Genomic DNA, 22,448 nt, shown 5'->3' with positions numbered 1-22,448 from the left:
CCCTAGAGAACTTACATGACTGAGCTGGCGCAAAAGGTCCAACAGGATTTGCTGGAGGCCATCGGCAACGATGACCTGGTTCTGCCAACCCTGCCGGAGGTGGCCCTGCAGATTCGCCAGGCCGCCGAAGACCCGGAAATCAGCGTCAGTACCCTGAGCAAGGTGATAGGCCGCGATACCGCGCTGTCGGCGCGGCTGATCAAGGTGGTCAACAGCCCCTTGCTAAGGGCGGCCCAGGAAGTCACCGACCTGCACACGGCAATCACCCGCCTGGGGGTCAACTACAGCAGCAACCTGGCCATCGGCCTGGTGATGGAGCAGATCTTCAACGCCCGCTCCGAAGTGGTGGAACAGAAAATGCGCGATGTCTGGCGCCGCAGCCTGGAGGTGGCCGGGGTCAGTTATGCGCTGTGCCGCAGCTACAGCCAGCTCAAGCCGGACCAGGCGGCCCTGGGCGGCCTGGTGCACCAGATTGGCGTGCTGCCGATTCTTACCTACGCCGAAGACCACTACGAACTGCTCTCCGACCCGGTCAGCCTCAATCACGTGATCGAGCGCATCCACCCGTTGCTGGGAGACAAGCTGCTGCGGGTCTGGGAGTTCCCCGAGCAACTGGTGGAGATCCCCGGGCAATACCTGGACTTCAGCCGCCAGTCGAGCCGGATCGACTACGTCGACCTGGTCCAGGTGGCGACCCTGTACTGCCACAAGGACACCGAGCACCCGCTGTCGCGGATCGACGCCTTCAGCGTGCCGGCCTTCAAGAAGCTGGGGATAGACCCGGACAACAAGGCCATGTGCCTGGACCTGGAAGAATCCCGCTCCATGCTCTATTGAGCATCCCCTAGCCGGCTGTAAAGCTCACCCGCACCTTCAACCCCGACGGCTCGCCATCGTGCAGGCTGATCTGTGCCAGGTGCGCGCGACAGATCTCACCGACGATCGCCAGCCCCAGGCCCGAACCCGCACCCTGCTGATTGCGCCGGTAGAAGCGCTCGAAGACCCGGTCACGGTCTTCCAGGGGAATGCCCGGCCCATCGTCCTCCACCTCCAGCACCCCGGGCGGTGACACCCGCAGCACCACATTGCCACCCGGCGGAGTATGAGCCAGGGCGTTGTCCACCAGGTTGCTGAGCAGTTCATTGAGCAGGGTCGGTTCGCCCCTGAGCCACACCGGTTCGTCGGCCTCCAGGGCCAGGGCCACGCCCCGGGCATGGGCCAGAGGCGCCATGGCCATGCCCAGTTCACGGGCCAGCTGGCTGAGGTCGAGCAACTGCGCCCCGCCCTCGGCGATCGCCCGGGCGCCGTTTTCCACCCGGGCCAGGGACAGCAACTGATTGGCCAGGTGGGTCAGGCGGTCGGTGCCCTGGGCCGCACTTTCCAGAGTGGCGCGCCAGGTATCCGGCTCACTTGCGCGCAAGCCCAGTTCCAGGCGGGCCTTGAGCGCAGCCAGCGGGGTGCGCAACTCATGGGCAGCCTCGGCGATGAACTGCGCCTGGCGCTCGAACTGCCCGCGCAGGCGCTCGGTGAAATGGTTCAAGGCGCGTACCAGCGGCCACAGTTCGCGCTGCACCGAGACCAGGGGCAGCGGCCGCAGGTCGTCCGGCTGGCGCTCTTCCACCGCCCCGCGCAGGCGTTCCAGGGGGCGCAAGGCCGCACTCACCGCAAACCACACCAGCACCAGGGCGCCGATGGCCAGCATGCCCAGGCGCAGCAGGGTATCGGCCATCAGGCTGCGGGCCATGGCCACCCGCGCCTCGTCGGTCTCCGCCACGCGGATTTCCGCCATGCCGTTCATGTTCGGCTCGCTGACCGCCTTGAGCAGGCTCACCACCCGTACGTTCTGGCCCTGGTAGCGGGCGTCGTAGAAGCGCGCCAGGGCCGGGTAATCATCGGTTCGCGGGGTGCCGGGCGGCGGCCCGGGCAGGTTCTCATAACCGGAAATCAGTGTCTGATGGATGTCGTTGACCTGGTAGTAGATGCGCCCGGCGCTGTCGTAGGCAAAGGTGTCCAGGGCCACATAGGGCACGTTGGCACTCAGGCTGCCATCGCGCTGGGACAAGCCGGCGGCGATGGTTCGCGCCGAAGCCAGCAAGGTCCGGTCATAGGCGGTATCGGCGGCCTCACGGCCGTTCCAGTAGGCGCTCAGGCCGCTGGCCAGCATCAGCACCACCAGCAGCAGTGCGAGGTTCCACAGCAAGCGCCAGCGCAGGCTGCTGGGCTTATGCATCGCGGCTTTCCAGCAGGTAGCCCAGGCCGCGGAAGGTGACGATGGCGACCGCATGGCCGTCGAGCTTCTTGCGCAGGCGGTGCACGTAGATCTCGATGGCGTCGGGGCTGGCCTCTTCGTCCAGGCCGAACACCTGGGAGGCCAGTTGCTCCTTGCTCATGACCCGGCCAGGGCGGGCAATCAAGGCTTCGAGCACCGCCTGTTCGCGGGAAGTCAGGGTCAGCAACTCCTCGCCCAGGGTGAAACGCCGGGTGTCCAGGTCATAGGCCAGCACTCCGCAACGCTGCTGGCGCTCGCCCCCCAGCACGCTGCGACGCAACAGGGCCTTGACCCGGGCCTCCAGCTCGGTCAGCTCGAAGGGCTTGGCCAGGTAATCGTCGGCCCCCAGGTTCAGGCCGTGGACCCGGTCCTTGACGTCACTGCGGGCGGTCAGCATCAGCACCGGCAGGTTCTTGCCGCGGGCCCGCAGGCGCGCCAGCACTTCGAAACCATCCATGCGCGGCAGGCCGACATCAAGGATCGCCACGGCGTATTCCTCGCTGCCCAGGGCCAGGTCGGCCGCCACCCCATCGTGCAGCACATCTACGGTCAGGCCGGTGCTCTTGAGCGCCTGGGCGATACTTTCGGCCAGTTGCAGGTGGTCTTCCACGAGCAGGACTCGCATGGCTGTTTACCTCGTTTCAGGGGGGATCGACGCCGCTCTTTGGCGCGGAGTGTACCGCCGCAACCGCCGCTGTGAAGCCCGAAAGCCACGAAAGTGCACTGAAAGGTTAGCGAAAGGTTGGCCCTTTAGAGTCCCGCCACGGACAGTCTCGACTGCCCTGGCCGTGAAGGCCGCTGACCCGCAAAACGCCTCGAAGCGTTTTCGTCAAAATAAGAACAATAACGGAGTACTCCAGGATGCCATCCACGCACCCTCAGGCTGTCCAGCCCGCGCGTTTTTCCCGTCTGACCCCGACTGCTCTTGCCAGCGCCGCCACCCTTGCCGGTTTCGCGCCCTTGAGCCAGGCCGCCTTTATCGAAGACAGCAGCGCCACCTTCGAAACCCGCAACATGTACTTCAACCGCGACTTTCGCGACGGCACCAGCGCCCAGCAGTCCAAGCGCGACGAATGGGCCCAGGGGTTCATGCTCAACCTGCAGTCGGGCTACACCGAAGGTACCGTGGGCTTCGGCCTGGACGCCCTGGGCATGCTCGGGGTCAAGCTCGACTCCAGCCCCGACCGCACCGGCACCGGCCTGCTGCCGACCCACGATGACGGGCGCGCGGCCAACGAGTACTCCAAGCTCGGCCTGACCGGCAAGGTGAAGATTTCCGCCACCGAACTGAAAATCGGCAGCCTGATTCCGGAACTGCCGATCCTCAAGCCCAACGACGGGCGCATCCTGCCGCAGACCTTCGAGGGCGGCTTGCTGACCTCCAGGGAGATCAAGAACCTGACCTTCACCGGTGGTCGCCTGGACAAGGCCAAGGACCGCGATGACAGCAACTACGAGGATATCCGCCTCAACAACAAGAACAGCCGCTTCGCCGGCACCGTGGCCGGCAAGCACTTCAATTTCGGCGGCCTGGACTACAAGTTCACCGACAAGATCACCGGCAGCTACCACTTCGCCCAACTGGACGATGTCTACAACCAGCACTTTCTCGGCCTGGTAGCCTCCCAGCCCATGGGCCCGGGCACCTTCGGCACCGACCTGCGCCTGGCCATCAGCGACGACCAGGGCCAGACCCGCGGCGGCAAGATCGACAACAAATCCCTCAACGGCCTGGTGAGCTACGCCCTCAACGGGCATAAACTCAGCGCCGGCTACCAGCACATGTCCGGCGACAGCGCTTTCCCCTACGTCGATGGCAGCGACCCATACCTGGTGAACTTCGTGCAGATCAACGACTTCGCCGGGGCCGAGGAGCGCTCCTGGCAAGCCCGTTACGACTTCGACTTCGCCAAGCTGGGAGTGCCCGGCCTGAGCTTCATGACCCGCTACCTCAGCGGCGACAACATTGCCCTGAAGAACGGCGACACCGGCAAAGAGTGGGAACGTAACACCGAGGTCAAATACGTAGTGCAAAGCGGCACCTTCAAGGACGTCGCCGTGCGCCTGCGCAACGCCACCTACCGTTCCAACTATTCGGCACGCGATGCGGATGAAGTACGCCTGCTGGTGAGCTACAGCCTAGCGCTGTGGTAAGCCCCCCCTATCACGCTCCTACGAAAAACGGGTCGGGGATGACCCGGACATACCTACAACAACTCCTGTGGAGACGCTCATGGACCTTTCACTGCGCAAACTCGCCCTCGCCGCCGGCTGCATGTTGTTCGCCGGCCAGTTGCTGGCAGCCTCCGCCGAGCCCAAGCGCCCGGAATGCATCGCCCCGGCCTCCCCTGGCGGCGGTTTCGACCTGACCTGCAAGCTGGCGCAAAGCGCCCTGGTCAACGAGAAACTCCTCTCCAAGCCGATGCGCGTGACCTACATGCCCGGCGGTGTCGGGGCCGTGGCCTATAACGCGGTGGTGGCCCAGCGTCCGGCCGATGCCGGGACCCTGGTTGCCTGGTCCAGTGGTTCGCTGCTGAACCTGGCCCAGGGCAAGTTCGGCCGCTTCGATGAAAGCGCGGTGCGCTGGCTGGCGGCGGTGGGCACCAGCTACGGCGCCATCGCGGTGAAAAGCGATTCGCCCTACAAGAACCTCGACGATCTGGTCCAGGCCCTGAAGAAAGACCCGAGCAAAGTGGTGATCGGCTCCGGTGGCACCGTCGGCAGCCAGGACTGGATGCAGACCGCGCTGATCGCCAAGGCCGCCGGGATCAACCCGCGGGATCTGCGCTATGTCGCCCTGGAAGGCGGCGGCGAGATCGCCACTGCCCTGCTGGGCGGGCATATCCAGGTTGGCAGTACCGACATCTCCGACTCCATGCCGCATATCCTGGCCGGCGACATGCGCCTGCTGGCGGTGTTCTCCGAGCAGCGCCTGGACGAGCCGGAAATGAAAGACATCCCCACCGCCAAGGAGCAGGGCTACGACATCGTCTGGCCGGTGGTACGCGGCTTCTACCTCGGGCCTAAGGTCAGCGATGCGGAGTACGCCTGGTGGAAAGAGGCCTTCGACAAGCTGCTGGCCTCCGAAGAGTTCGCCAAGCTGCGCGACCAGCGCGAGCTGTTCCCCTTCGCCATGACCGGCCCCGAACTGGATACCTACGTGAAAAAGCAGGTAGCCGACTACAAGACCCTGGCCAAAGAGTTCGGCCTGATCCAGTGACCGTCCCTTTCTGACGGCCCGGCCCTCGCGCATCGGGGGCCGGGCCCGGGAGTTAGCCATGCTCGTTCAACGTCTCTTCGCCGCGGTGTTGCTGCTGGCCTGTGCCGGCCTGGCACTGATGGCCTGGCCCTACCAGGCGGCCTTTTCCTACGAACCGGTGGGCCCGCGGGCCTTCCCCCTGCTGATGCTCGGGCTGATGGGCCTGGCCCTGCTGTACATGCTGTTTCGCCCGGCACCGATCAAGCACAGCGAAGAAGAACCGCCCCTGGACCGGCAGACCCTGACCAAGATCGCCCTCTGCGTGGCCTTGCTGCTGGTCTTCGCCGGGGCCTTCGAGCCCTTGGGCTTCATCGTCGCCAGCATTCTCATCGGCGTGCCCATGGCCCGCCTGTACGGCGGCCGCTGGCTGCCCAGCCTGGTGATCATCTGCCTGCTCAGTGTCGGCCTCTACTGGCTGTTCGACCGGGTCATGGACGTCCCCCTGCCCCTCGGCCTGCTCGACGTTCTGGAGAATTGATATGGATACCCTCAGCTATCTGGGCCAGGGCTTCGGCGTTGCACTGACCCCCTACAACCTGGTCACCGCCCTGTCCGGCACCCTGATCGGCACCGTGGTCGGGCTGCTGCCGGGCCTGGGCCCGATCAACGGCGTGGCGCTGCTGATCCCCATCGCCTTCGCCCTGGGCCTGCCGCCGGAATCGGCGCTGATCCTCTTGGCGGCGGTGTACCTGGGCTGCGAATACGGCGGCCGGATCAGCTCGATCCTGCTGAACATTCCCGGCGAAGCCTCCACCGTGATGACCACCCTCGACGGTTATCCCATGGCACGCAAGGGCCTGGCGGGCGTAGCCCTGTCGTTGTCGGCCTGGAGTTCGTTCATCGGTGCCTTCATCGCCACCTGCGGCATGGTGCTGTTCGCCCCGCTGCTGGCCAAGTGGGCGATCGCCTTCGGCCCGGCGGAGTACTTCGTGCTGATGGTGTTCGCCATCGTCTGCCTGGGCGGCATGGCCGGCGACCGGCCGCTGAAGACCTTCATTGCCGCCTTGATCGGCCTGTTCCTGTCGGCCGTGGGCATCGACGCCAACAGCGGTGTGTACCGCTTCACCGGGGACAACATCCACCTCACCGACGGCATCCAGTTCGTGGTGCTGGTGCTGGGCCTGTTCTCTATCAGCGAGATTCTCCTGCTGCTGGAAAAGACCCATCGCGGCCAGGAAGCGGTGAAGGCCACCGGGCGCATGATGTTCAACTTCAAGGAAGCGGCCTCGGTGTTCGTGGTGAACATCCGCTGCGGCCTGCTGGGCTTCATCATGGGCGTGCTGCCCGGAGCCGGCGCGACCCTGGCCAGCGCCGTGGCCTACATGACCGAGAAACGCATCGCCGGTGCCAGCGGCACCTTTGGCCAGGGCGACAAGCGCGGCCTGGCAGCCCCGGAAACCGCCATCGGCGCCTCGGCCTGTGGCGCCCTGGTACCGATGCTGACCCTCGGCGTGCCCGGTTCCGGCACCACCGCGGTCATGATCGGCGCCCTGTCGCTGTACAACATCACCCCCGGCCCGCTGCTGTTCCAGCAACAGCCGGATATCGTCTGGGGCCTGATCGCCTCGCTGTTCATCGCCAACATCATGCTGGTGATCCTCAACATTCCGATGATCCGCATCTTCACCCGCATCCTTGCGGTGCCGAACTGGGCCCTGGTGCCGGTGATCGCCATCATTACCGGGATCGGCGTCTATGCGGTACACGCCACCACCTTCGACCTGTTCCTGATGGTGGGCATCGGCATCTTCGGCTACATCCTGCGCAAGCTGGACTTCCCGCTGTCGCCAGTGCTGCTGGGCTTCATCCTCGGTGGCCTGATGGAGCAGAACCTGCGCCGGGCGCTGTCGATTTCCAACGGCGCCATGGAGATCCTCTGGTCGAGCCCGATCACCGTCGGGGTCTGGGTGCTGACCGTGATCATGCTGCTGATGCCGCTGCTGCGTATCTGGCGCAAGCGCGCGGCCCAGCAACGTGCCGTGGCCGATGTCTGAATCCACTTGGAAACAGTGGTGGGGCACGCCCCTGGTGGGCCTGGTTGGCGGCTACCTCGCCAGCCAGATCGGCTGGCCGCTGCCGTGGATGGTCGGCTCGTTGCTGGCGATCATCCTGGTGCGCTGCCTGACGCCCTGGCAACTGGCGGAAATCCCCGGCGGGCGCAAATGCGGGCAATGGGTGGTGGGCATCGGCATCGGCCTGCACTTCACCCCGCAGGTGATGGAGCAGGTGCTGAGCCATTTCGGCCTGATCTTCTTCGGTGCCCTGGTCACCAGCCTGTCCAGCGTGGTCGGGGTCTGGCTCTTGCGGCGCACCGGCGAGGACCGGGCCACCGCGTTCTTCTCCAGCATGCCCGGCGGCTCCGGGGAGATGGTCAACCTCGGCGCGCGCAACGGCGCGGTGCTCAGCCGGGTAGCGGCCGGGCAGAGCCTGCGGGTACTGACGGTGGTGCTCTGTGTGCCGGCGGCGTTCAAGTACCTGCTGGGGGAAGGCACGCCCGCCCTGCATGCCGCTACGGTGGACTGGCGCTGGCTGGCCCTGCTGTTTCCGGCCGGTGCCCTGCTGGCCTGGCTCTGGCAGCGCCTGCGCCAGCCCAACCCCTGGCTGTTCGGCCCCCTGCTGCTCAGCGCGACACTGAGCATCGCCTGGGACCTGCACATCGGCCTGCCCGACGGCGCCAGCCAGATGGGCCAGTGGCTGATTGGCAGCGGCCTGGGCTGCCACTTCAACCGCCAGTTCTTTCGCCGGGCCCCTTCGTTCATGGGCCGCACCCTGATCGGCACCGCCCTGACCATGCTGATCGCCGGCCTCGCAGCCCTGGGCCTGAGCGCCCTGACCCGCCTGGACCTGCGCTCGCTGACCCTGGGCATGATGCCCGGCGGTATTGCGGAAATGAGCCTGACGGCCGAAGTCCTGCAACTGTCGGTGCCATTGGTAACGGCGATGCAGGTCATGAGGTTGCTGTTCGTGCTGTTTCTCGCCGAGCCCCTGTTCCGCCACTGGAACAAAGGCCCCCTGTAGCCCCAGGCTGCGACAAGGTCCGCAGGACCTTCAGCGGCCGAACCACCGCCGCGTCCCCACGGGCCGTTCGCAGCCTGCGGCAGCGGCTACAGATATGCCTTGGTTCAAGTCGCGAGTGGGGTGGCCGCCAAGCAGCCCCCCATCGAGCACTGGTTACAACGGCGGCAGGCGCCACTCGATCGGCGTCTCGCCATTCTGCTCGAGGTATTTGTTGGTGCGGCTGAAATGCCCGCAACCAAGAAAGCCACGATAGGCCGACAAGGGCGAAGGGTGCACCGAGGTCAGCACCAGGTGCTTGGTGGCGTCGATCAGCTTCTGCTTGCTCTGGGCATGGGCGCCCCACAGCAGGAACACCAGGTGCGGCTGATGCTCGCTGACCACTTCGATGATCCGGTCGGTGAAGAACTGCCAGCCCTTGCCCGCATGGGAAGCGGCGTTCGCCCGCTCCACGGTCATGGTGGTGTTGAGCATCAGCACGCCCTGGTCGGCCCAGCTCTGCAGGTAGCCATGGTTGGGGATGTCGATGTTCAGGTCGCGCTTGAGCTCTTTATAGATATTCACCAGCGACGGTGGCGCGGGCACCCCGGGCTGCACCGAGAAGCACAACCCATGGGCCTGACCCGGCCCGTGGTAGGGGTCCTGGCCGAGGATCACCACCTTGACCTTGTCCAGCGGCGTGGAGTTCAAGGCGTTGAAGATCATCGGTCCCGGCGGGTAGATTTCCTTGCCGGCGGCATGTTCCTGGCGCAGGAACTCCCGCAGTTCGCTCATGTAGGGCTGGTCGAATTCGGCACGCAGGGCCTCCTTCCAGCTCGGTTCGAGTTTGATACGATCGTCAGCAGTCATGGCCATGCCCGTGAAAAAACAATGGCCGCACCCTAGGAAAGCCCACTTCGCTTGTCAATTGATCTGACACAGAACCGGCACTTTCCCTTACAGCGATCATACTGACCGCTTAAATTTCCCATCGAGGTCACGATGAACCTGCACGTCGAAGAACTCACCGGCACCGATGGTGCACGCATCGCCATTGCCACCCTGGACGCGGAAAAATCCCTGAACGCCCTGTCCCTGCCCATGATCCAGCAGTTGAGCGAACACCTCGACACCTGGGCCAAGGACCCGCAGGTAGTGTGCGTGCTGTTGCGGGGCAACGGCGCCAAGGCTTTCTGCGCCGGCGGCGAAGTGCGCAGCCTGGCCCAAGCCTGCCTGGCCCACCCCGGCGAAGTGCCGCCGCTGGCCGGGCACTTCTTCGCCGCGGAATACCGCCTCGACTATCGCTTGCACACCTACCCCAAACCACTGATCTGCTGGGGCCACGGTTATGTCCTGGGTGGCGGCATGGGGCTGCTGCAAGGTGCTGGCATTCGTATCGTCACCCCCAGCAGCCGCCTGGCAATGCCGGAAATCAGCATTGGCCTGTACCCGGATGTGGGCGCCAGTTGGTTCCTGTCGCGCATGCCCGGCAAGCTCGGGCTGTTCCTGGGCCTTACCGGCGCCCATATGAACGGCCGCGACGCTCTGGACCTGAACCTTGCCGACCGTTTCCTGCTCGATGAGCAACAGGAAGCGCTGATCGAGGGCCTGCTGCAACTGAACTGGCAGGAACAGACCCCAAGGCAGCTCAACAGCCTGCTCAAGGCCCTGCAACAGGAAGCCCTGGAGCAGATGCCTGACGCTCAATGGCTGCCGCGCCGGCAACAGATCGACAGCTGGCTGGATGTCAGTGACGTGGGCTGTGCCTGGCGGGCTATCAGCCAATTGCACAACCACAGCGATGCCCTCTACAGCCGTGCGGCCAAGACCCTTGTCGAAGGCTGCCCGCTAACTGCACACCTGGTGTGGGAACAGATCCGCCGCGCCCGCTACCTGTCCCTGGCCGAGGTGTTCCAGATGGAGTACACCCTGAGCCTGAACTGCTGCCGGCATCCGGAATTTGCCGAAGGCGTGCGCGCGCGGCTGATCGACAAGGATCATCAGCCGCACTGGCACTGGGCGGATATCAACAGCGTGCCCGAGGCCGTGGTGGAGGCGCATTTCCACAAGGCCTGGGAAGGTCGCCATCCCCTGGCGGACCTGACGGATTACTAGATCGTCACAGGCTGCGCACTGCCCGAAGGGACGCGGCGACAGTGGACTCGCCGAAGGTCCTGCGGACCTTGTCGCAGCCTGCGGCAGCGGCTACAGGGTTCGGCTCAATGACCGCGGCCACCCTGGCCATGGTCGCCGCGCCCGTGATCACCGCGCCCGCCATTGTCACGCCCGCCGTGGCCGCCCCAGTCCTGGTTGCTCCAGTTGTTCGGCCGGCCATGCCCACCCCAACCCTGGCTCGGATAAGGCCGGTATACCGCGCGCGGTGGCTGGTAGTAACGCGGGGCCGGTTGGTAATAGCGCGGAGCGGGCTGGTAGTAGCGCGGTGGGTAGTAACTGCGCCCCGTGGAATAGTAGGAAGACCCGCCACCGTAGTAATAGGCCGGCGCGGGAGCGCTGTAGACCTCCGAGCTGTAGTAGCCGGAGCCTCCACCGTAATAAGGGGCACACGCAGCAAGGCTCGAACCCAGTAAGGCAATCAGTAGAAGTCGACGATACATGGCGGCCTCCTGGACCGCGAAGAAGCCTCGCCAGCGACGCTGGCAGGCGGCAATCAGCAACAGGCTGACTGACGCAATATCTGACCGCGAAAAGCGCTTGTGGTGCGATTTGCGCAACACTTTGAAACAAGTGCTGCTGACGTCCTTTCCCGCGGTTTTCCACGCCCACGAAAAAGCGCTGCCTCAGGCAAAGGCAGCGCTGTGGGCAACGACTCTCGGCCCTTGGCCTCTTGTCATCCGAGGCGGTGGCCTGTTGTACGGGCCTTGGTGCCGGCTAGTGGTGCCAGCGTCGGTAGCCGCCGTAGTAGTGCGGCCCGTAGCCCCCGTGATAGTAGGGCCGGTAATAGTAGTGAGGCCTGTAGCCGCCTCCATAGTAGGGGTAGCCACCGTAGTAATAGGGGCCTGGAACCGCATACACGTCAGTGCGGTAGTACCCCGGCTCGACGTAATAGGGCACACAGGCGGACAGACTCAAACCAAGCACAACACCGAGCAAGATTCGACGGAACATGGCGGCCTCCCGGACCGCGTGCAAGCCGTACCAGCGACGCTGGACGACGCCAATCGAAACGGCATGACTGGCATTGCATAGGACCGCAAAAAGCCTTTGTGGTGCGCCGCGCAGCAGTGCCCCGATGGCTTCACCGACCAGTGGCGGGGCCTGCTCGGCGGCCTTGCAGGCTCAAGTTGCAACGAGCCCCCCGCTGGCCTTCCAGCGCCTGGCAAACGTATCGAACTCGAGACAATTCAGGCGCGTGATGAACGAGTTATTTGTGCGCCGTGCCACTAGAATGCGTCATCGGGCCACTATCACGGAATCACCATGCCGCGCCGCTCTCCCCTGTATTCCCAGCGCTCGCTGGTTCTGGTCCTGATCGCCCTGCTGGGCAGCGGTTTTCTCGCCACCTCGCTGCTCAGCTACTACGCCTCGCGGGATTCGATCCGCGACAGCATCGTCAATACCGAACTGCCCCTGACCTCCGATACCGTGTACTCGGAAATCCAGAAGGACCTGGTGCGGCCGGTGCTGATCTCCTCGATGATGGCCCGCGATACCTTCATGCGCGACTGGGTGGTGGCCGGCGAGCGCGACCCAAGCCAGATGACCCGCTACCTCAACGAGGTCATGACCCATTACGACGCCTACACCGCGTTCTTCGTCTCCAACACCAGCCTCACCTACTACCAGGCCAAGGGCGTGCTGAAGAAGGTCAAGGCCGATGAGCCCCGGGACGCCTGGTACTTTCGCGTACGCGACATGAGCACGCCCTACGAGATCAACGTCGACCCGGACCTGGCCAACCAGGACAAGCTGACCTTCTTCATCAACTACAAGGTCTACGACTACCAGGACCGCTTCATCGGCGCCGCCGGGGTCGGCCTGACCGTGGATGCGGTGATCAAGCTGATCGACAAGTACCAGCAGCGTTACCAGCGCAGCGTGTACTTCGTCGACGCCTTCGGCCGCATCGTCCTCACCGGTGCCGACGGTGGCCCCCAGGGCGCCCGCAGCGGCCAGTCGCTGCATGAACTGGGCAGCCTCAAGGAGCTGCTGAGCCAATTGCCCAAGCCCCACAGCGGCAGCTATGAATACAATTCCCAGGGCCAGGGGCACTTTCTCAATGTGCGCTTCATTCCCGAGCTGAACTGGTACCTGTTCGTCGACAAACGCGAAGACGGCGCCCTCAACAGCATCCGCCAGTCGCTGTACCTGAACCTGCTGATCTGCCTGGTGATCACCGCCATCGTGCTGGTCCTGCTCAGCGCCGTGGTGCGCCGCTATCAGCGCAAGATCGAAGCCCAGGCCACCCTCGACAGCCTTACCCGTCTGCCCAACCGCCGCGGGTTCGACCTGCTGGCGGCCCAGGCCCTGCAAGAGGCCTGGCGCGACCTGACGCCGCTGTGCGCCGTGCTGCTGGACCTGGACCACTTCAAGCGCCTCAACGACACCTACGGCCACCTGGCCGGGGACCAGGTGCTCAGTGGCTTCGCCCGGGACCTGCAGGGCTGCCTGCGCCAGTCCGACATCGTCTGCCGCTGGGGCGGCGAAGAATTCATCGTCCTGCTCAAGGACACCGACAGCAGCGTGGCCCTGGGCATCGCCGAGAAGATCCGCCTGCTCACCGAACAGCAGCGCTATCACTATGAAGGGCAGCCGCTGCAACTGACCGTCAGCATCGGCTTGACCAGCCTGCAAGCCCAGGACACCCTGCACAGCCTGCTGTCCCGTGCCGACCACGCGATGTACCGTGCCAAGCACACCGGACGCAATCGAACCTGCGTGGAAATGCCTCACTCCAGCCATGAATGAACCTGAACTCTGCCCCGCCTGCGGTGCCCGCAACGACTGCACCCTGGCTGACCCGCGCCGCGCCGGCCAGGCCTGCTGGTGCTACAGCGTGGACATCGACCCGGCGATCATCGAAGCCCTGGCGCCGGAGCTGCGCAACCAGGCCTGCCTGTGCCCGCGCTGTGCCGGGGTCGACGCGCAGCTGCGCGCCGCTACCCTGCCCCGTCCCTGAGCCCCTCCAGCCGATAGCCACCGATCACCATGCGCATTGACCGTTTTCTCAGCAACCTGCCCCGTTTCAACCGCCAGCAAGTGCGCGTGCTGCTGGTGCAACGACGCATTCGCATCGATGGGCAGCCGGTCAGCGACCCCAAGGCCGAGGTCCGCGAGTTCAGCCGGGTGGAGCTGGACGACGAAGTGCTGCAGGCCGGCAAGCCGGCGCGCTACTTCATGCTGCACAAGCCCATGGGCTGCGTCAGCGCCACCCGCGACCCCGAGCACAAGACCGTGCTCGAACTGATCCATGAGCCGGACCCGCAGGATCTGCATATCGCCGGGCGCCTGGACTACAACACCACCGGGCTGATGCTGATCACCAACGATGGCAACTGGTCGCGGCGCCTGACCCAGCCCCAGACCAAACTGCCCAAGCTCTATTACGTGGAAACCGAGCAGGAGATCGGCCCCGAGTACGTCGAGACTTTCGCCCATGGCCTGTATTTCGCCTTCGAGGACCTGACCACCCTGCCCGCTCAACTGCAGATCCTCGGCCCCCGCAGCGCCCGGCTGAGCATCGTCGAAGGGCGCTATCACCAGGTCAAGCGCATGTTCGGCCACTTCAACAACAAGGTGCTGCGCCTGCACCGCGAACGCATGGGCCCGCTGCTGCTGGACGAACGCCTGGCCCCCGGTGAATACCGTGCTCTGAGCGACGCCGAAATACGCCTGATCTGAGCGTTGCGCCGCGCCACACGACCGCTGGGCAGAAGCTGTCGAACAATTTGCCCAATGACCTTGCAGGTTCCCGGTTGCCCTGCTTGAATCTGTCCGTCGGCCGAATTGTGACCGACGAGTCACAACCACGCATCTAAGAAACCCTTTGCCGGCCTGAGCCCTGCCTGCTCTGCCTTCCCCCCGGCAAATCGCCCGCCTATAACAACACCCGTCGACCTGCCTTACCGGATCGACATGGGCTCCGATTCCAGGCGTATGCCTACCTGTCACATTGCCCGTGCACACTCACGTTGCGCGCATACCCGCTTGCCAGGAGTCTTATGACATGAGGCCAGAAATCGCTGTGCTGGATATACAGGGTCAGTATCGGGTTTACACGGAGTTCTATCGCGCAGATGCCGCAGACAAGACCATCATTCTGGTCAACGGCTCACTGGCCACCACTGCGTCCTTTGCCCAGACCGTGAAGAACCTCCACCCGCAGTTCAATGTGGTGCTCTACGACCAGCCCTACGCGGGTCGCTCCAAGGCCCACAACAGGCACGAACGGATGCTCACCAAGGAAGTCGAGGGGCAGATCCTGCTGGAGTTGATCGAGCACTTCGCCGCCGAACATGTGCTGTCGTTTTCCTGGGGCGGCGCCGCCGCCCTGCAAGCGCTCTCCCAGCGCCCGCGACGCATCGAGAAGGCGGTGATCAGCTCGTTCTCGCCGGTGATCAACGAGCCGATGCGCGACTACCTGGAACGCGGTGTCGACTACCTCGGCAGCCGCGATGGCCATCGCGTCGGCGACCTGGTCAACAACACCATCGGCAAGCACCTGCCGTCGCTGTTCAAGCGTTTCAATTATCGCCACGTCAGCAGCCTGGCGGAACATGAGTACGGGCAGATGCACTTCCACATCAGCCATGTGCTCCATGGTGATCGCCAGTGCTACCTCAGGGCCGCACGCAACATCCAGGTCCCGGTGCTGTTCATCAACGGCGAATGGGACGAGTACACCTCGGCCAACGATGCCCGGCTGTTCGCCAACCATGTGCAGCAGTCGAGCTTCAGTACCATCCAGGCCACCGGGCACTTTCTCGACATGGAGCACAAGGCCGCCTGCCGCGACACTCGCCAGGCCCTGATGGGGTTCCTCAAACCGGGCCAGTACGACAACCGTTCGCGTGCCCCGCATGTCCAGGAGCAGCATGTACGAGCCCTCTGAAAAGCCCTCCTCGCAGGCCGCCTGCACACCGTGACAACCCCGGTTTTCACGGTATGGGGCGGGCTTGCGATGAAGGTCAGCGGCGCGCAAGCGCAAGTCAGCTAAAGAAAAACTTCAAATCCACGGCCACATCTGGTACAAAGTCAGCCGTTCGAGCGGGTGTCGTATAATGGCATTACTCCAGCTTCCCAAGCTGATAACGAGGGTTCGATTCCCTTCACCCGCTCCACTTCCCCAATCTGCGTGCCCACGCAGAAGCTCCAAGCAGTTTCCCAGTCGTTGAACCGCAACGATCTCTCCCTCCAGACCTGACCATTCAAGCCCAAGCCTTGTGCCTACCCGGGCCGATCGGTGCTGGCCAGAAAAGCTGCATAGCCATCGGCAACCACGGACGTGGCGCCAGTCTCATGGGACCAGAGCACCACCACCGGCTCACCGGCCTCCCCCAGCACGGCGTAATCGAAGCAGTAGTAGTCGCCCGTGCCGAACTGGGCGAACGGCAGCAGGTTGGAGAAACCCGCCGGGTCAGCGCAGACGTTGTCCTGCCAGGCCCGCCAGCCGCCTTCGAAATGGCGGACTATCGACTCCCAGGTCTTGCGCGGATCCCGGGCATCGAAGACCGGAAACACCTCCAGCGCCCCCAGGGCCTTGCCGTTGTGCTCCAGCAACCAGCGCGCGAACGAGCAGGGCAAGGTACGCCCCAATGCCATCTCTGCCGCGCGGATCGCCTCGATCGTCGTGCCTGTCACTCTCGCTTTGCCCATGATGCCTCTCTTGGGGTACGAATTCGGGGCCGGGGACACTCGGTGTTCCCGGCCGGCGATTGTGCCGATGAAGATCCTGGCGTGCAAAGCATCCGGCGATGGCCCGGCCCGCAAAACTGGCTAAGATATCCGACCTGTTTTGCTGCACCGCCTGCCCGGCCATCGACGATACCTGCGTCGCGCCCTGCGAGGGAGAAGCCCCTCAGCTGTTTCAACTGCATGACATTCCCTGCCCACCAGGGCTGCACACGAACCTGATAGAGCCTCCCGACATGACTCAGAACATCTACGACGACCCGATTTTTTTCCAGGCCTACAGCCAGATGGGCCGCTCCCTCGGCGGCCTCGACGCCGCGCCGGAATGGCCGGCCCTGCAAGCCCTGCTGCCACCGATGAACGGCCTGCGGGTGCTGGACCTGGGCTGCGGCTATGGCTGGTTCAGCCGCTGGGCCAGCGAGCACGGTGCCCGCCAAGTAGTCGGCCTGGACGTTTCGCAGAAGATGCTGGCCACCGCCCGCGCCACCACCTCGGCACCCAACGTGCAGTATCAGCAAGAGGACCTGGAGCAACTGCGCCTGCCCGCCTGCAGCTTCGACCTGGCCTATAGCTCACTGGCCCTGCACTACATAAAGGATTTGCCCGGCCTGTTCGCCCAGGTCTATGCGGCCCTGGTACCGGGGGCGCGCCTGGTGTTCTCCATCGAGCACCCGATCTTCATGGCACCGCGCAACCCGGGCTGGCAGGTGGACGCGCAGGGCCGCCAGTCCTGGCCGGTGGACAGCTACCAGCAGGAAGGCGAGCGGGTGACCCACTGGCTGGCCGAAGGGGTGATCAAGCAACACCGTACCCTGGGCACGCTGCTCAACACGCTGATCGATACCGGCTTCAACCTGCGCCATGTGCAGGAGTGGGGCCCCACGGCGCAGCAGGTCGAGGACCGTCCGGCGCTGGCAGAGGAGCGGGAGCGGCCGATGCTGTTGCTGGTGGCAGCGCAGCGGTGAGGAGGTGCGGCGCCCTCAAGGTTTTTTAACGCCCCTTCGGGCCGCTCGCAGCCTGCGACAGCGGCTACAGAAGCCGCAGTCAGTAGCCTTGCTGTAGTGGAAAGCGCTGGGCCGCGCTGCGGGCCAGGAATTTTTCCTGGACCATGGGCCGGGCCAGGAAATAACCCTGGGCCTCATCGCAGCCGAAGGTGCGCAGCATCTGCAGGCACTTGAAGCTTTCAATGCCCTCGGCCACGGTGCGGTAGCCCAGTTCCCGGGCCAGGGCGATGACCGAGCGGGTGATCTTCTGGTGCTGGGCACTGCTCTCAAGGTCGGTGACCATGGATTTGTCGAGCTTCACCACATTGGCCGGAATCTGATGCAGATAGGCGAAGTTACTGTAGCCGGTACCGAAATCGTCGATGGCCACATCCATGCCCAGGGCGCGGATCTTGCTCAACTGGTCCAGCACCCGCGGGTTGGAACGCAACCAGGCACCCTCGGTGATTTCCACTTCCAGGCGATGGGGTTCGATGCCGTGGCGGCGACAGGCCGCCTTGAGCACATCAGCGATGTCCTGGTCCTCGAAATCCTGGGGCGAGAGGTTGATCGACAGGCGCTGCACTTCACCGTCGCTCCAGGCCTGCAGCTTGCCGAGCACCGCATTGATCACCCAGTGGGTTACCCGGTGGATCAACGCATTGCGCTCCATCACCGGAATGAACTCCGCCGGTGAAATCGGCCCCAGCCAGGGGTGATCCCAGCGGATCAGCGCCTCGGCGCTGACCTGGGCGCCGTCGGGCAGGGCGAAACGCGGCTGGAACATCAGGTAGATCTGCCCACTGTCCAGGGCTTCGCTAATATCCGAGGCCAGGTTGAAGGCTCGCCGGTAGGCCTGGTCCCGCACCACGTCGTAAGGCGCCCAGGTGCTGCGGTTGAGGGTCGCCAGTTCCAGGGCGAACATGGCCTTGCGCAACACGTCGGGCACGGCGTCGCGGTCCGTGGAGAACTCCACCGTGCCCGCGCACACCCCGGGAATCATCGGCAGTTCCAGCCCTGGCGGCTGACGCCGCAGGCGCCGCACCAGGCCTTCCAGGAAGCGCTCGATCCCGGGAGCCGCCGGCAGCAGGAAGCCGAAGCGCTTGACCGATACGTGATACACCCGCACATGGCGCCCCAGGTAGGCGAGCAGTTGCTGGGCCAGGAAACGCACGATGGTCTCGAACGGCGCCAGGCCCATGGCCAGGGTCAGCTCGTGGGCCACGGTCATGTCCACCGCGTCCAACAGCACCAGCACGCGCCGTTCTCCCGGGTTCTCATCCGCCAGGTCGTACAGGTCGCTCTGAAATTGCTCACGGTTGGGCAGCCTGCTCACCGGATCGCGCCGGGTCAGGCGCTGACGCTGCTCCACCTGCTCCATCACCAGGGATGCCAGGTCGCGCAGTTGCTGACGCTCGGCAGCGTTCAGGCGCTGGGGCTGGCGATCGATGACGCACAGGCTGCCGATCGCATGCCCGGTGGAGGTAATCAGCGGCGCGCCGGCATAAAAACCGATGCCCGGGTCTTGGGTCACCAGGGGATTGGCGTGGAAACGCACATCCTGGCGGGCGTTTTCCACCTCGAATACATCACCGGACTTGATGGTATAGGCGCAGAACGATTGCTCGATGGGGGTCTGCTCGGGCGCAAAGCCCACCCGCGACTTGAACCACTGCCGATCACGGTCCACCAGGGTGATCAGGGCCGTGGGCACCTTGAAGTACTCTGCGGCCAGCCGGCAGATGCGGTCAAAACGCTCGCACCGGGCCGTATCCAGCAGTTCCAGGGCATACAGGGCAGCCAGGCGCTGCTCCTCGGCCAGCGCCTTATCGGGCATATTGCGCCTCGGGCAGGATCAACACACTCATCACCAATCTATCTCACCAACGCAGGGATGGAACGACACCCGGAAACCGGGTCGGGCCTTGAAGTAGTGGCACTACGACATCCATCGACAGCATGACGCAGTGACTAGTGCTTGCCAATTCCATCCGTCGGACGAACGGTCGACGGCAAGCCCCCCAACCCTGCGTTGAAACACTTGTCCTAGAGCATTGCCGACTGAAAGCCGGAACAACCCTCTGGTAGCCTGCGACGCTATACCGCTGTGCTGCCCAGGGAGCCGGGACAGGCTTCACGCCCTGCCCTGAACCTGGCGACAGATGGCGAAAATCCCATCGGCCGCAACCTCTCACTTCGGACCAACCGCCCATGCCAAGGCTTTCCCCGTTGCCCCGCTGCCTGTACCTGTCGACTGCCCTGGCTGTGCTGCTGCCAATCCTGGCCCACGCCGCACAACCTCAAGCGCCCAGTGCCGCCGACATCGCATGGCTGCGGCGTGACGGCTTCGACCTGGACGCGGCGCAACTCCAGCGCCTGCGCACCCTGGGGCGCAATGAGCTGCTGAGGGCGCAACTGGACGATCGCCTGCACGATCCGTTGCCACCGGCCATCGACACCCTGCTGCGCAGTTATCCGGCCCTGAACGATTCGCCCCGCTCCCTGCTGGAGGAGTTCCGGCAGCGCCAGGAACAGATCAAGGCAATGCCCGAGGGCGAAGCGCGCAACCAGGCGCAAAAAGACCTGCGCCAGTACGCCACCCAACTGGCTGAACAGACCCAGTCCAGTGTGCTGTTGCAAGCTGTCTACGGCCCCAACCAGCTCAAGGAACAACTGGTGCTGTTCTGGCTCAACCATTTCAGCGTGTTCCAGGGCAAGGGCAGGGTGCGGCTGCTGACCGCCGATTACCTTGAAAACACCCTCCGCCCCCACGCCCTGGGCAAGTTCAAGGACCTGCTGCTGGCCACCCTGCAAAGCCCGGCCATGCTCGAATACCTGGACAACAGCAGTAACGCCAGGGGCAAGGTCAACGAGAACTACGCCCGTGAACTGATGGAACTGCACAGCCTGGGCGTCGACGCCGGCTACAGCCAGGAAGACGTGCAACAGCTGGCGCTGATTCTCACCGGAGCCGGGCTGGCGCCCCTGGACGGTCGCGAGCAGCACTTTCCCCGCAACCTGCAGCCCCTGGTGGTGCAACAGGGCCTGTTCCAGTTCAACCCCACACGTCACGACTTCAGCGACAAGCACCTGCTGGGCCATACCATCAAGGGCAGCGGGTATGACGAGATCACCCAGGCCGTGGACCTCATCACCCGGCAACCGGCCTGCGCGCGGTTCATCTCGCGCAAGCTGGCCCAGTACTTCGTCGCGGACGAGCCGCCGCCGGCGCTGGTGGCGCGCATGGCCAAGAGCTTCAGTGACAGCGATGGCGACATCGCCCAGGTCATGGCCACCCTGATGCAATCGCCGGAGCTGCTGCACGCGGCCGGCAGGAAATTCAAGGACCCGCAACAGTTCGTGGTCTCGGCGCTGCGCCTGACCTATGACGGCAAGCCCCTGGCCAACCCGCGACCACTGCTCAACTGGCTGAATCAGATGGGCCAGCCGCTGTTCGGGCGCATCACTCCCGACGGCTGGCCGCTGGTAGCCAGTGGCTGGTCGAGTTCCGGGCAGATGGCCAGGCGCTTTGAAATCGCCCGGGCCATGGGCTCGGGCAACAACCGGCTGTTCACCGCCGAGGGTAGCCAGGTCCCGGGGCCGGGGTTTCCCATGATCACCACGCCGATGTATTACCAGGCGATCGCCCCCTACCTCTCCAGCACCACCCGCAACGCCCTGGAGCAGGCCGTTTCCCCCCAGGAATGGAACACCTTCCTGCTGTCCTCGCCGGATTTCAACAATCGCTGAGAGCGCCCCACCTGACCAGGAGCCGTCATGAATCGTCGCCAATTGTTGATCGCAGCCGCCGCCCTGCCCAGCCTGACGTTTTGTGCCCGGCTGTTCGCCGCACCGGCCTCGGCGCCGCGCACCCTGCTGGTGTTCCTGCGCGGAGGCTATGACTGCAACAACCTGCTGGTGCCCTACAGCAGCGACTTCTACTACGAGTCGCGCCCGACCCTGGCGATAGCCCGGCCCGATGGGCACAACCCGCAGAGCGCCATCGCGCTGGACAGCCACTGGGGCCTGAACCCGGTGCTGCGCGATTCGCTGTACCCGCTGTGGCAGCGCCAGGAACTCGCCTTCGTGCCCTTTGCCGGCACCGACGACCTGTCCCGCAGCCACTTCCAGACCCAGGACACTATCGAGGCCGGCCAGCCAAGCCAGCAGCACCGGCGCTACGACTCGGGGTTCCTCGCACGCCTGGCGCGGCAGGTGCCCGACAGCGCGCCTATCGCCTTTACCGACGCCCTGCCCCTGAGCTTCCAGGGCGGCCAGCAGATTCCCAACCTGTCCTTGCGCAGCGCCGGCAAGACGCCCTTCGATGAGCGCCAGGCAGCGATTCTGGCCTCCATGTACCAGCACACGCCCTATGCCGCCGCGGCCAGCGATGGACTGGCCCTGCGCCAGAAGGTCTCCCGGGAGCTGCAGCAAGAGATGCTCGCAGCCAATCGCGGGGCCGCCAATGCACAGAGCTTCGCCGCCCAGACCCGGCGCATGGCCGGCCTGATGCGCGAGCAGTATCGCCTGGGCTTCGTCGATGTCGGCGGCTGGGATACCCACGTCAACCAGGGCAGCACCCAGGGCCAACTGGCCAGCAACCTGGCCAACCTCGGGCAAGGGCTGGCGGCCTATGCCGAGGCCATGGGCGAGCACTGGAAGGACAGCCTGGTGGTCGTGGTCTCCGAATTCGGCCGGACCTTTCGCGAGAACGGCGCCCGGGGCACCGACCGCGGCCATGGCACGGTGTACTGGGTGTTGGGCGGCAGCATTCGCGGCGGGCGCCTGGCCGGCGAGCAAGTGACGGTGAACGCGCAAAGCCTGCTGCAGAACCGCGACTACCCGGTGCTCAACAACTACCGGGATCTGCTCGGTGGCCTACTGGGCGCTACCTGGGGGCTTTCCAGCGCTCAGGTGCAGGCGGTGTTCCCCGGTTCCCGGCCCGCGACCCTGGGCCTGGTCTGATGCCGTTGCTGAAACGCCCGGGTGCTGGCAAAAAAAGAGCGATCCCAGGGTCTGTACGAAAACTCGCCGAGCAAAGATCAGGCAAGGCAAAAACAGGCGAGGAAGCGGA

General features: G+C 64.8%; 21 protein-coding genes and 1 tRNA gene. 15 read left to right on the top strand and 7 right to left on the bottom strand.

The window, feature by feature from the left end; genetic code table 11:
• Nucleotides 1–15: 15 nt before the first annotated feature.
• Nucleotides 16–837, top strand: coding sequence for an HDOD domain-containing protein (locus AC1RGE_RS14610; protein WP_011059783.1), 822 nt, complete (start codon nucleotides 16–18; stop codon nucleotides 835–837).
• A 7-nt stretch (nucleotides 838–844) separates the two neighbouring features.
• Here AC1RGE_RS14610 and AC1RGE_RS14605 read toward each other — a convergent pair whose 3' ends face one another.
• Complete coding sequence (locus tag AC1RGE_RS14605) at nucleotides 845–2,230, bottom strand: sensor histidine kinase (protein WP_011059782.1); 1,386 nt, start codon at nucleotides 2,228–2,230, stop codon at nucleotides 845–847.
• Nucleotides 2,223–2,894 (bottom strand): response regulator, encoded by a 672-nt coding sequence (locus AC1RGE_RS14600; protein WP_011059781.1) that lies wholly within the window; start codon nucleotides 2,892–2,894, stop codon nucleotides 2,223–2,225. The genes AC1RGE_RS14605 and AC1RGE_RS14600 overlap by 8 nt, the downstream gene beginning before the upstream one ends.
• 236 nt (nucleotides 2,895–3,130) lie before the next feature.
• On the opposite strand from AC1RGE_RS14600, the gene AC1RGE_RS14595 reads away from it, so the two are divergent.
• The 5 genes from AC1RGE_RS14595 to AC1RGE_RS14575 all read left to right on the top strand — a co-directional run bounded on the left by AC1RGE_RS14595 (nucleotide 3,131) and on the right by AC1RGE_RS14575 (nucleotide 8,546).
• Complete coding sequence (locus tag AC1RGE_RS14595; protein ID WP_492584537.1) at nucleotides 3,131–4,423, top strand: OprD family porin; 1,293 nt, start codon at nucleotides 3,131–3,133, stop codon at nucleotides 4,421–4,423.
• A 79-nt stretch (nucleotides 4,424–4,502) separates the two neighbouring features.
• Nucleotides 4,503–5,489, top strand: a complete 987-nt coding sequence (locus AC1RGE_RS14590; protein ID WP_011059779.1) for a Bug family tripartite tricarboxylate transporter substrate binding protein — start codon at nucleotides 4,503–4,505, stop codon at nucleotides 5,487–5,489.
• Between the two features lie 58 nt (nucleotides 5,490–5,547).
• Complete coding sequence (locus AC1RGE_RS14585; RefSeq protein ID WP_011059778.1) at nucleotides 5,548–6,006, top strand: tripartite tricarboxylate transporter TctB family protein; 459 nt, start codon at nucleotides 5,548–5,550, stop codon at nucleotides 6,004–6,006.
• Between the two features lies 1 nt (nucleotide 6,007).
• Complete coding sequence (locus AC1RGE_RS14580; RefSeq protein WP_011059777.1) at nucleotides 6,008–7,522, top strand: tripartite tricarboxylate transporter permease; 1,515 nt, start codon at nucleotides 6,008–6,010, stop codon at nucleotides 7,520–7,522.
• The gene (locus AC1RGE_RS14575; RefSeq protein WP_011059776.1) at nucleotides 7,515–8,546 is read left to right on the top strand and encodes an AbrB family transcriptional regulator; all 1,032 of its coding nucleotides are present in this window, start codon (nucleotides 7,515–7,517) and stop codon (nucleotides 8,544–8,546) included. The genes AC1RGE_RS14580 and AC1RGE_RS14575 overlap by 8 nt, the downstream gene beginning before the upstream one ends.
• Nucleotides 8,547–8,699: 153 nt before the next feature.
• On the opposite strand, the gene ung is transcribed toward AC1RGE_RS14575, so the two are convergent.
• Nucleotides 8,700–9,392 carry a uracil-DNA glycosylase gene (gene ung / locus AC1RGE_RS14570; protein WP_041120579.1) on the bottom strand — a complete coding sequence of 231 codons (693 nt, stop codon included), beginning with the start codon at nucleotides 9,390–9,392 and terminating at the stop codon, nucleotides 8,700–8,702.
• 132 nt (nucleotides 9,393–9,524) lie between these two features.
• Between ung and dspII the strand changes: the two genes are divergently transcribed.
• Entirely contained in the window at nucleotides 9,525–10,637 is a 1,113-nt protein-coding gene (gene dspII / locus AC1RGE_RS14565) for an enoyl-CoA hydratase/isomerase DspII (protein ID WP_011059774.1), read from the top strand.
• A gap of 104 nt (nucleotides 10,638–10,741) precedes the next feature.
• Here dspII and AC1RGE_RS14560 read toward each other — a convergent pair whose 3' ends face one another.
• Both AC1RGE_RS14560 and AC1RGE_RS14555 read right to left on the bottom strand, forming a co-directional pair.
• Nucleotides 10,742–11,137 (bottom strand): hypothetical protein, encoded by a 396-nt coding sequence (locus AC1RGE_RS14560; protein WP_404673166.1) that lies wholly within the window; start codon nucleotides 11,135–11,137, stop codon nucleotides 10,742–10,744.
• Between the two features lie 274 nt (nucleotides 11,138–11,411).
• Complete coding sequence (locus AC1RGE_RS14555) at nucleotides 11,412–11,621, bottom strand: hypothetical protein (protein ID WP_227454106.1); 210 nt, start codon at nucleotides 11,619–11,621, stop codon at nucleotides 11,412–11,414.
• 339 nt (nucleotides 11,622–11,960) lie between these two features.
• Here AC1RGE_RS14555 and AC1RGE_RS14550 point away from each other — a divergent pair, with 339 nt between their 5' ends.
• The 5 genes from AC1RGE_RS14550 (at nucleotide 11,961) to AC1RGE_RS14530 (ending at nucleotide 15,820) form a co-directional block, all read left to right on the top strand.
• Nucleotides 11,961–13,448 carry a sensor domain-containing diguanylate cyclase gene (locus tag AC1RGE_RS14550; protein WP_011059772.1) on the top strand — a complete coding sequence of 496 codons (1,488 nt, stop codon included), beginning with the start codon at nucleotides 11,961–11,963 and terminating at the stop codon, nucleotides 13,446–13,448.
• On the top strand, nucleotides 13,441–13,659 hold the full coding sequence (locus AC1RGE_RS14545; protein ID WP_011059771.1) for a cysteine-rich CWC family protein: 219 nt from the start codon (nucleotides 13,441–13,443) through the stop codon (nucleotides 13,657–13,659). Before AC1RGE_RS14550 ends, AC1RGE_RS14545 begins: the two co-directional genes overlap by 8 nt.
• 29 nt (nucleotides 13,660–13,688) lie before the next feature.
• Nucleotides 13,689–14,381: a pseudouridine synthase gene (locus tag AC1RGE_RS14540; RefSeq protein WP_011059770.1), complete on the top strand. Its 693-nt coding sequence runs from the start codon at nucleotides 13,689–13,691 to the stop codon at nucleotides 14,379–14,381.
• Between the two features lie 325 nt (nucleotides 14,382–14,706).
• Nucleotides 14,707–15,591 (top strand): alpha/beta fold hydrolase, encoded by an 885-nt coding sequence (locus AC1RGE_RS14535; RefSeq protein WP_015634505.1) that lies wholly within the window; start codon nucleotides 14,707–14,709, stop codon nucleotides 15,589–15,591.
• A gap of 155 nt (nucleotides 15,592–15,746) precedes the next feature.
• Nucleotides 15,747–15,820: transfer RNA gene (locus AC1RGE_RS14530), tRNA-Gly, on the top strand.
• 106 nt (nucleotides 15,821–15,926) lie between these two features.
• On the opposite strand, the gene AC1RGE_RS14525 is transcribed toward AC1RGE_RS14530, so the two are convergent.
• Nucleotides 15,927–16,355 (bottom strand): SMI1/KNR4 family protein, encoded by a 429-nt coding sequence (locus AC1RGE_RS14525; RefSeq protein ID WP_015634504.1) that lies wholly within the window; start codon nucleotides 16,353–16,355, stop codon nucleotides 15,927–15,929.
• A gap of 272 nt (nucleotides 16,356–16,627) precedes the next feature.
• On the opposite strand from AC1RGE_RS14525, the gene AC1RGE_RS14520 reads away from it, so the two are divergent.
• The gene (locus tag AC1RGE_RS14520) at nucleotides 16,628–17,356 is read left to right on the top strand and encodes a class I SAM-dependent methyltransferase (RefSeq protein WP_492584535.1); all 729 of its coding nucleotides are present in this window, start codon (nucleotides 16,628–16,630) and stop codon (nucleotides 17,354–17,356) included.
• Between the two features lie 79 nt (nucleotides 17,357–17,435).
• Here AC1RGE_RS14520 and AC1RGE_RS14515 read toward each other — a convergent pair whose 3' ends face one another.
• The gene (locus AC1RGE_RS14515) at nucleotides 17,436–19,211 is read right to left on the bottom strand and encodes a sensor domain-containing diguanylate cyclase (protein WP_492584533.1); all 1,776 of its coding nucleotides are present in this window, start codon (nucleotides 19,209–19,211) and stop codon (nucleotides 17,436–17,438) included.
• Between the two features lie 374 nt (nucleotides 19,212–19,585).
• Between AC1RGE_RS14515 and AC1RGE_RS14510 the strand changes: the two genes are divergently transcribed.
• Both AC1RGE_RS14510 and AC1RGE_RS14505 read left to right on the top strand, forming a co-directional pair.
• Nucleotides 19,586–21,124 carry a DUF1800 domain-containing protein gene (locus AC1RGE_RS14510; protein WP_492584531.1) on the top strand — a complete coding sequence of 513 codons (1,539 nt, stop codon included), beginning with the start codon at nucleotides 19,586–19,588 and terminating at the stop codon, nucleotides 21,122–21,124.
• A 27-nt stretch (nucleotides 21,125–21,151) separates the two neighbouring features.
• A complete protein-coding gene (locus tag AC1RGE_RS14505) occupies nucleotides 21,152–22,339 on the top strand; it encodes a DUF1501 domain-containing protein (RefSeq protein ID WP_492584529.1) in 1,188 nt (395 codons plus the stop codon).
• Nucleotides 22,340–22,448 lie beyond the last annotated feature (109 nt).

This window comes from Pseudomonas sp. GW823-FHT02C05 (assembly GCF_058797595.1).
The sequence above is the reverse complement of the archived record's forward strand: the minus strand, read 5'-3'. Positions and strand labels throughout refer to the sequence as shown.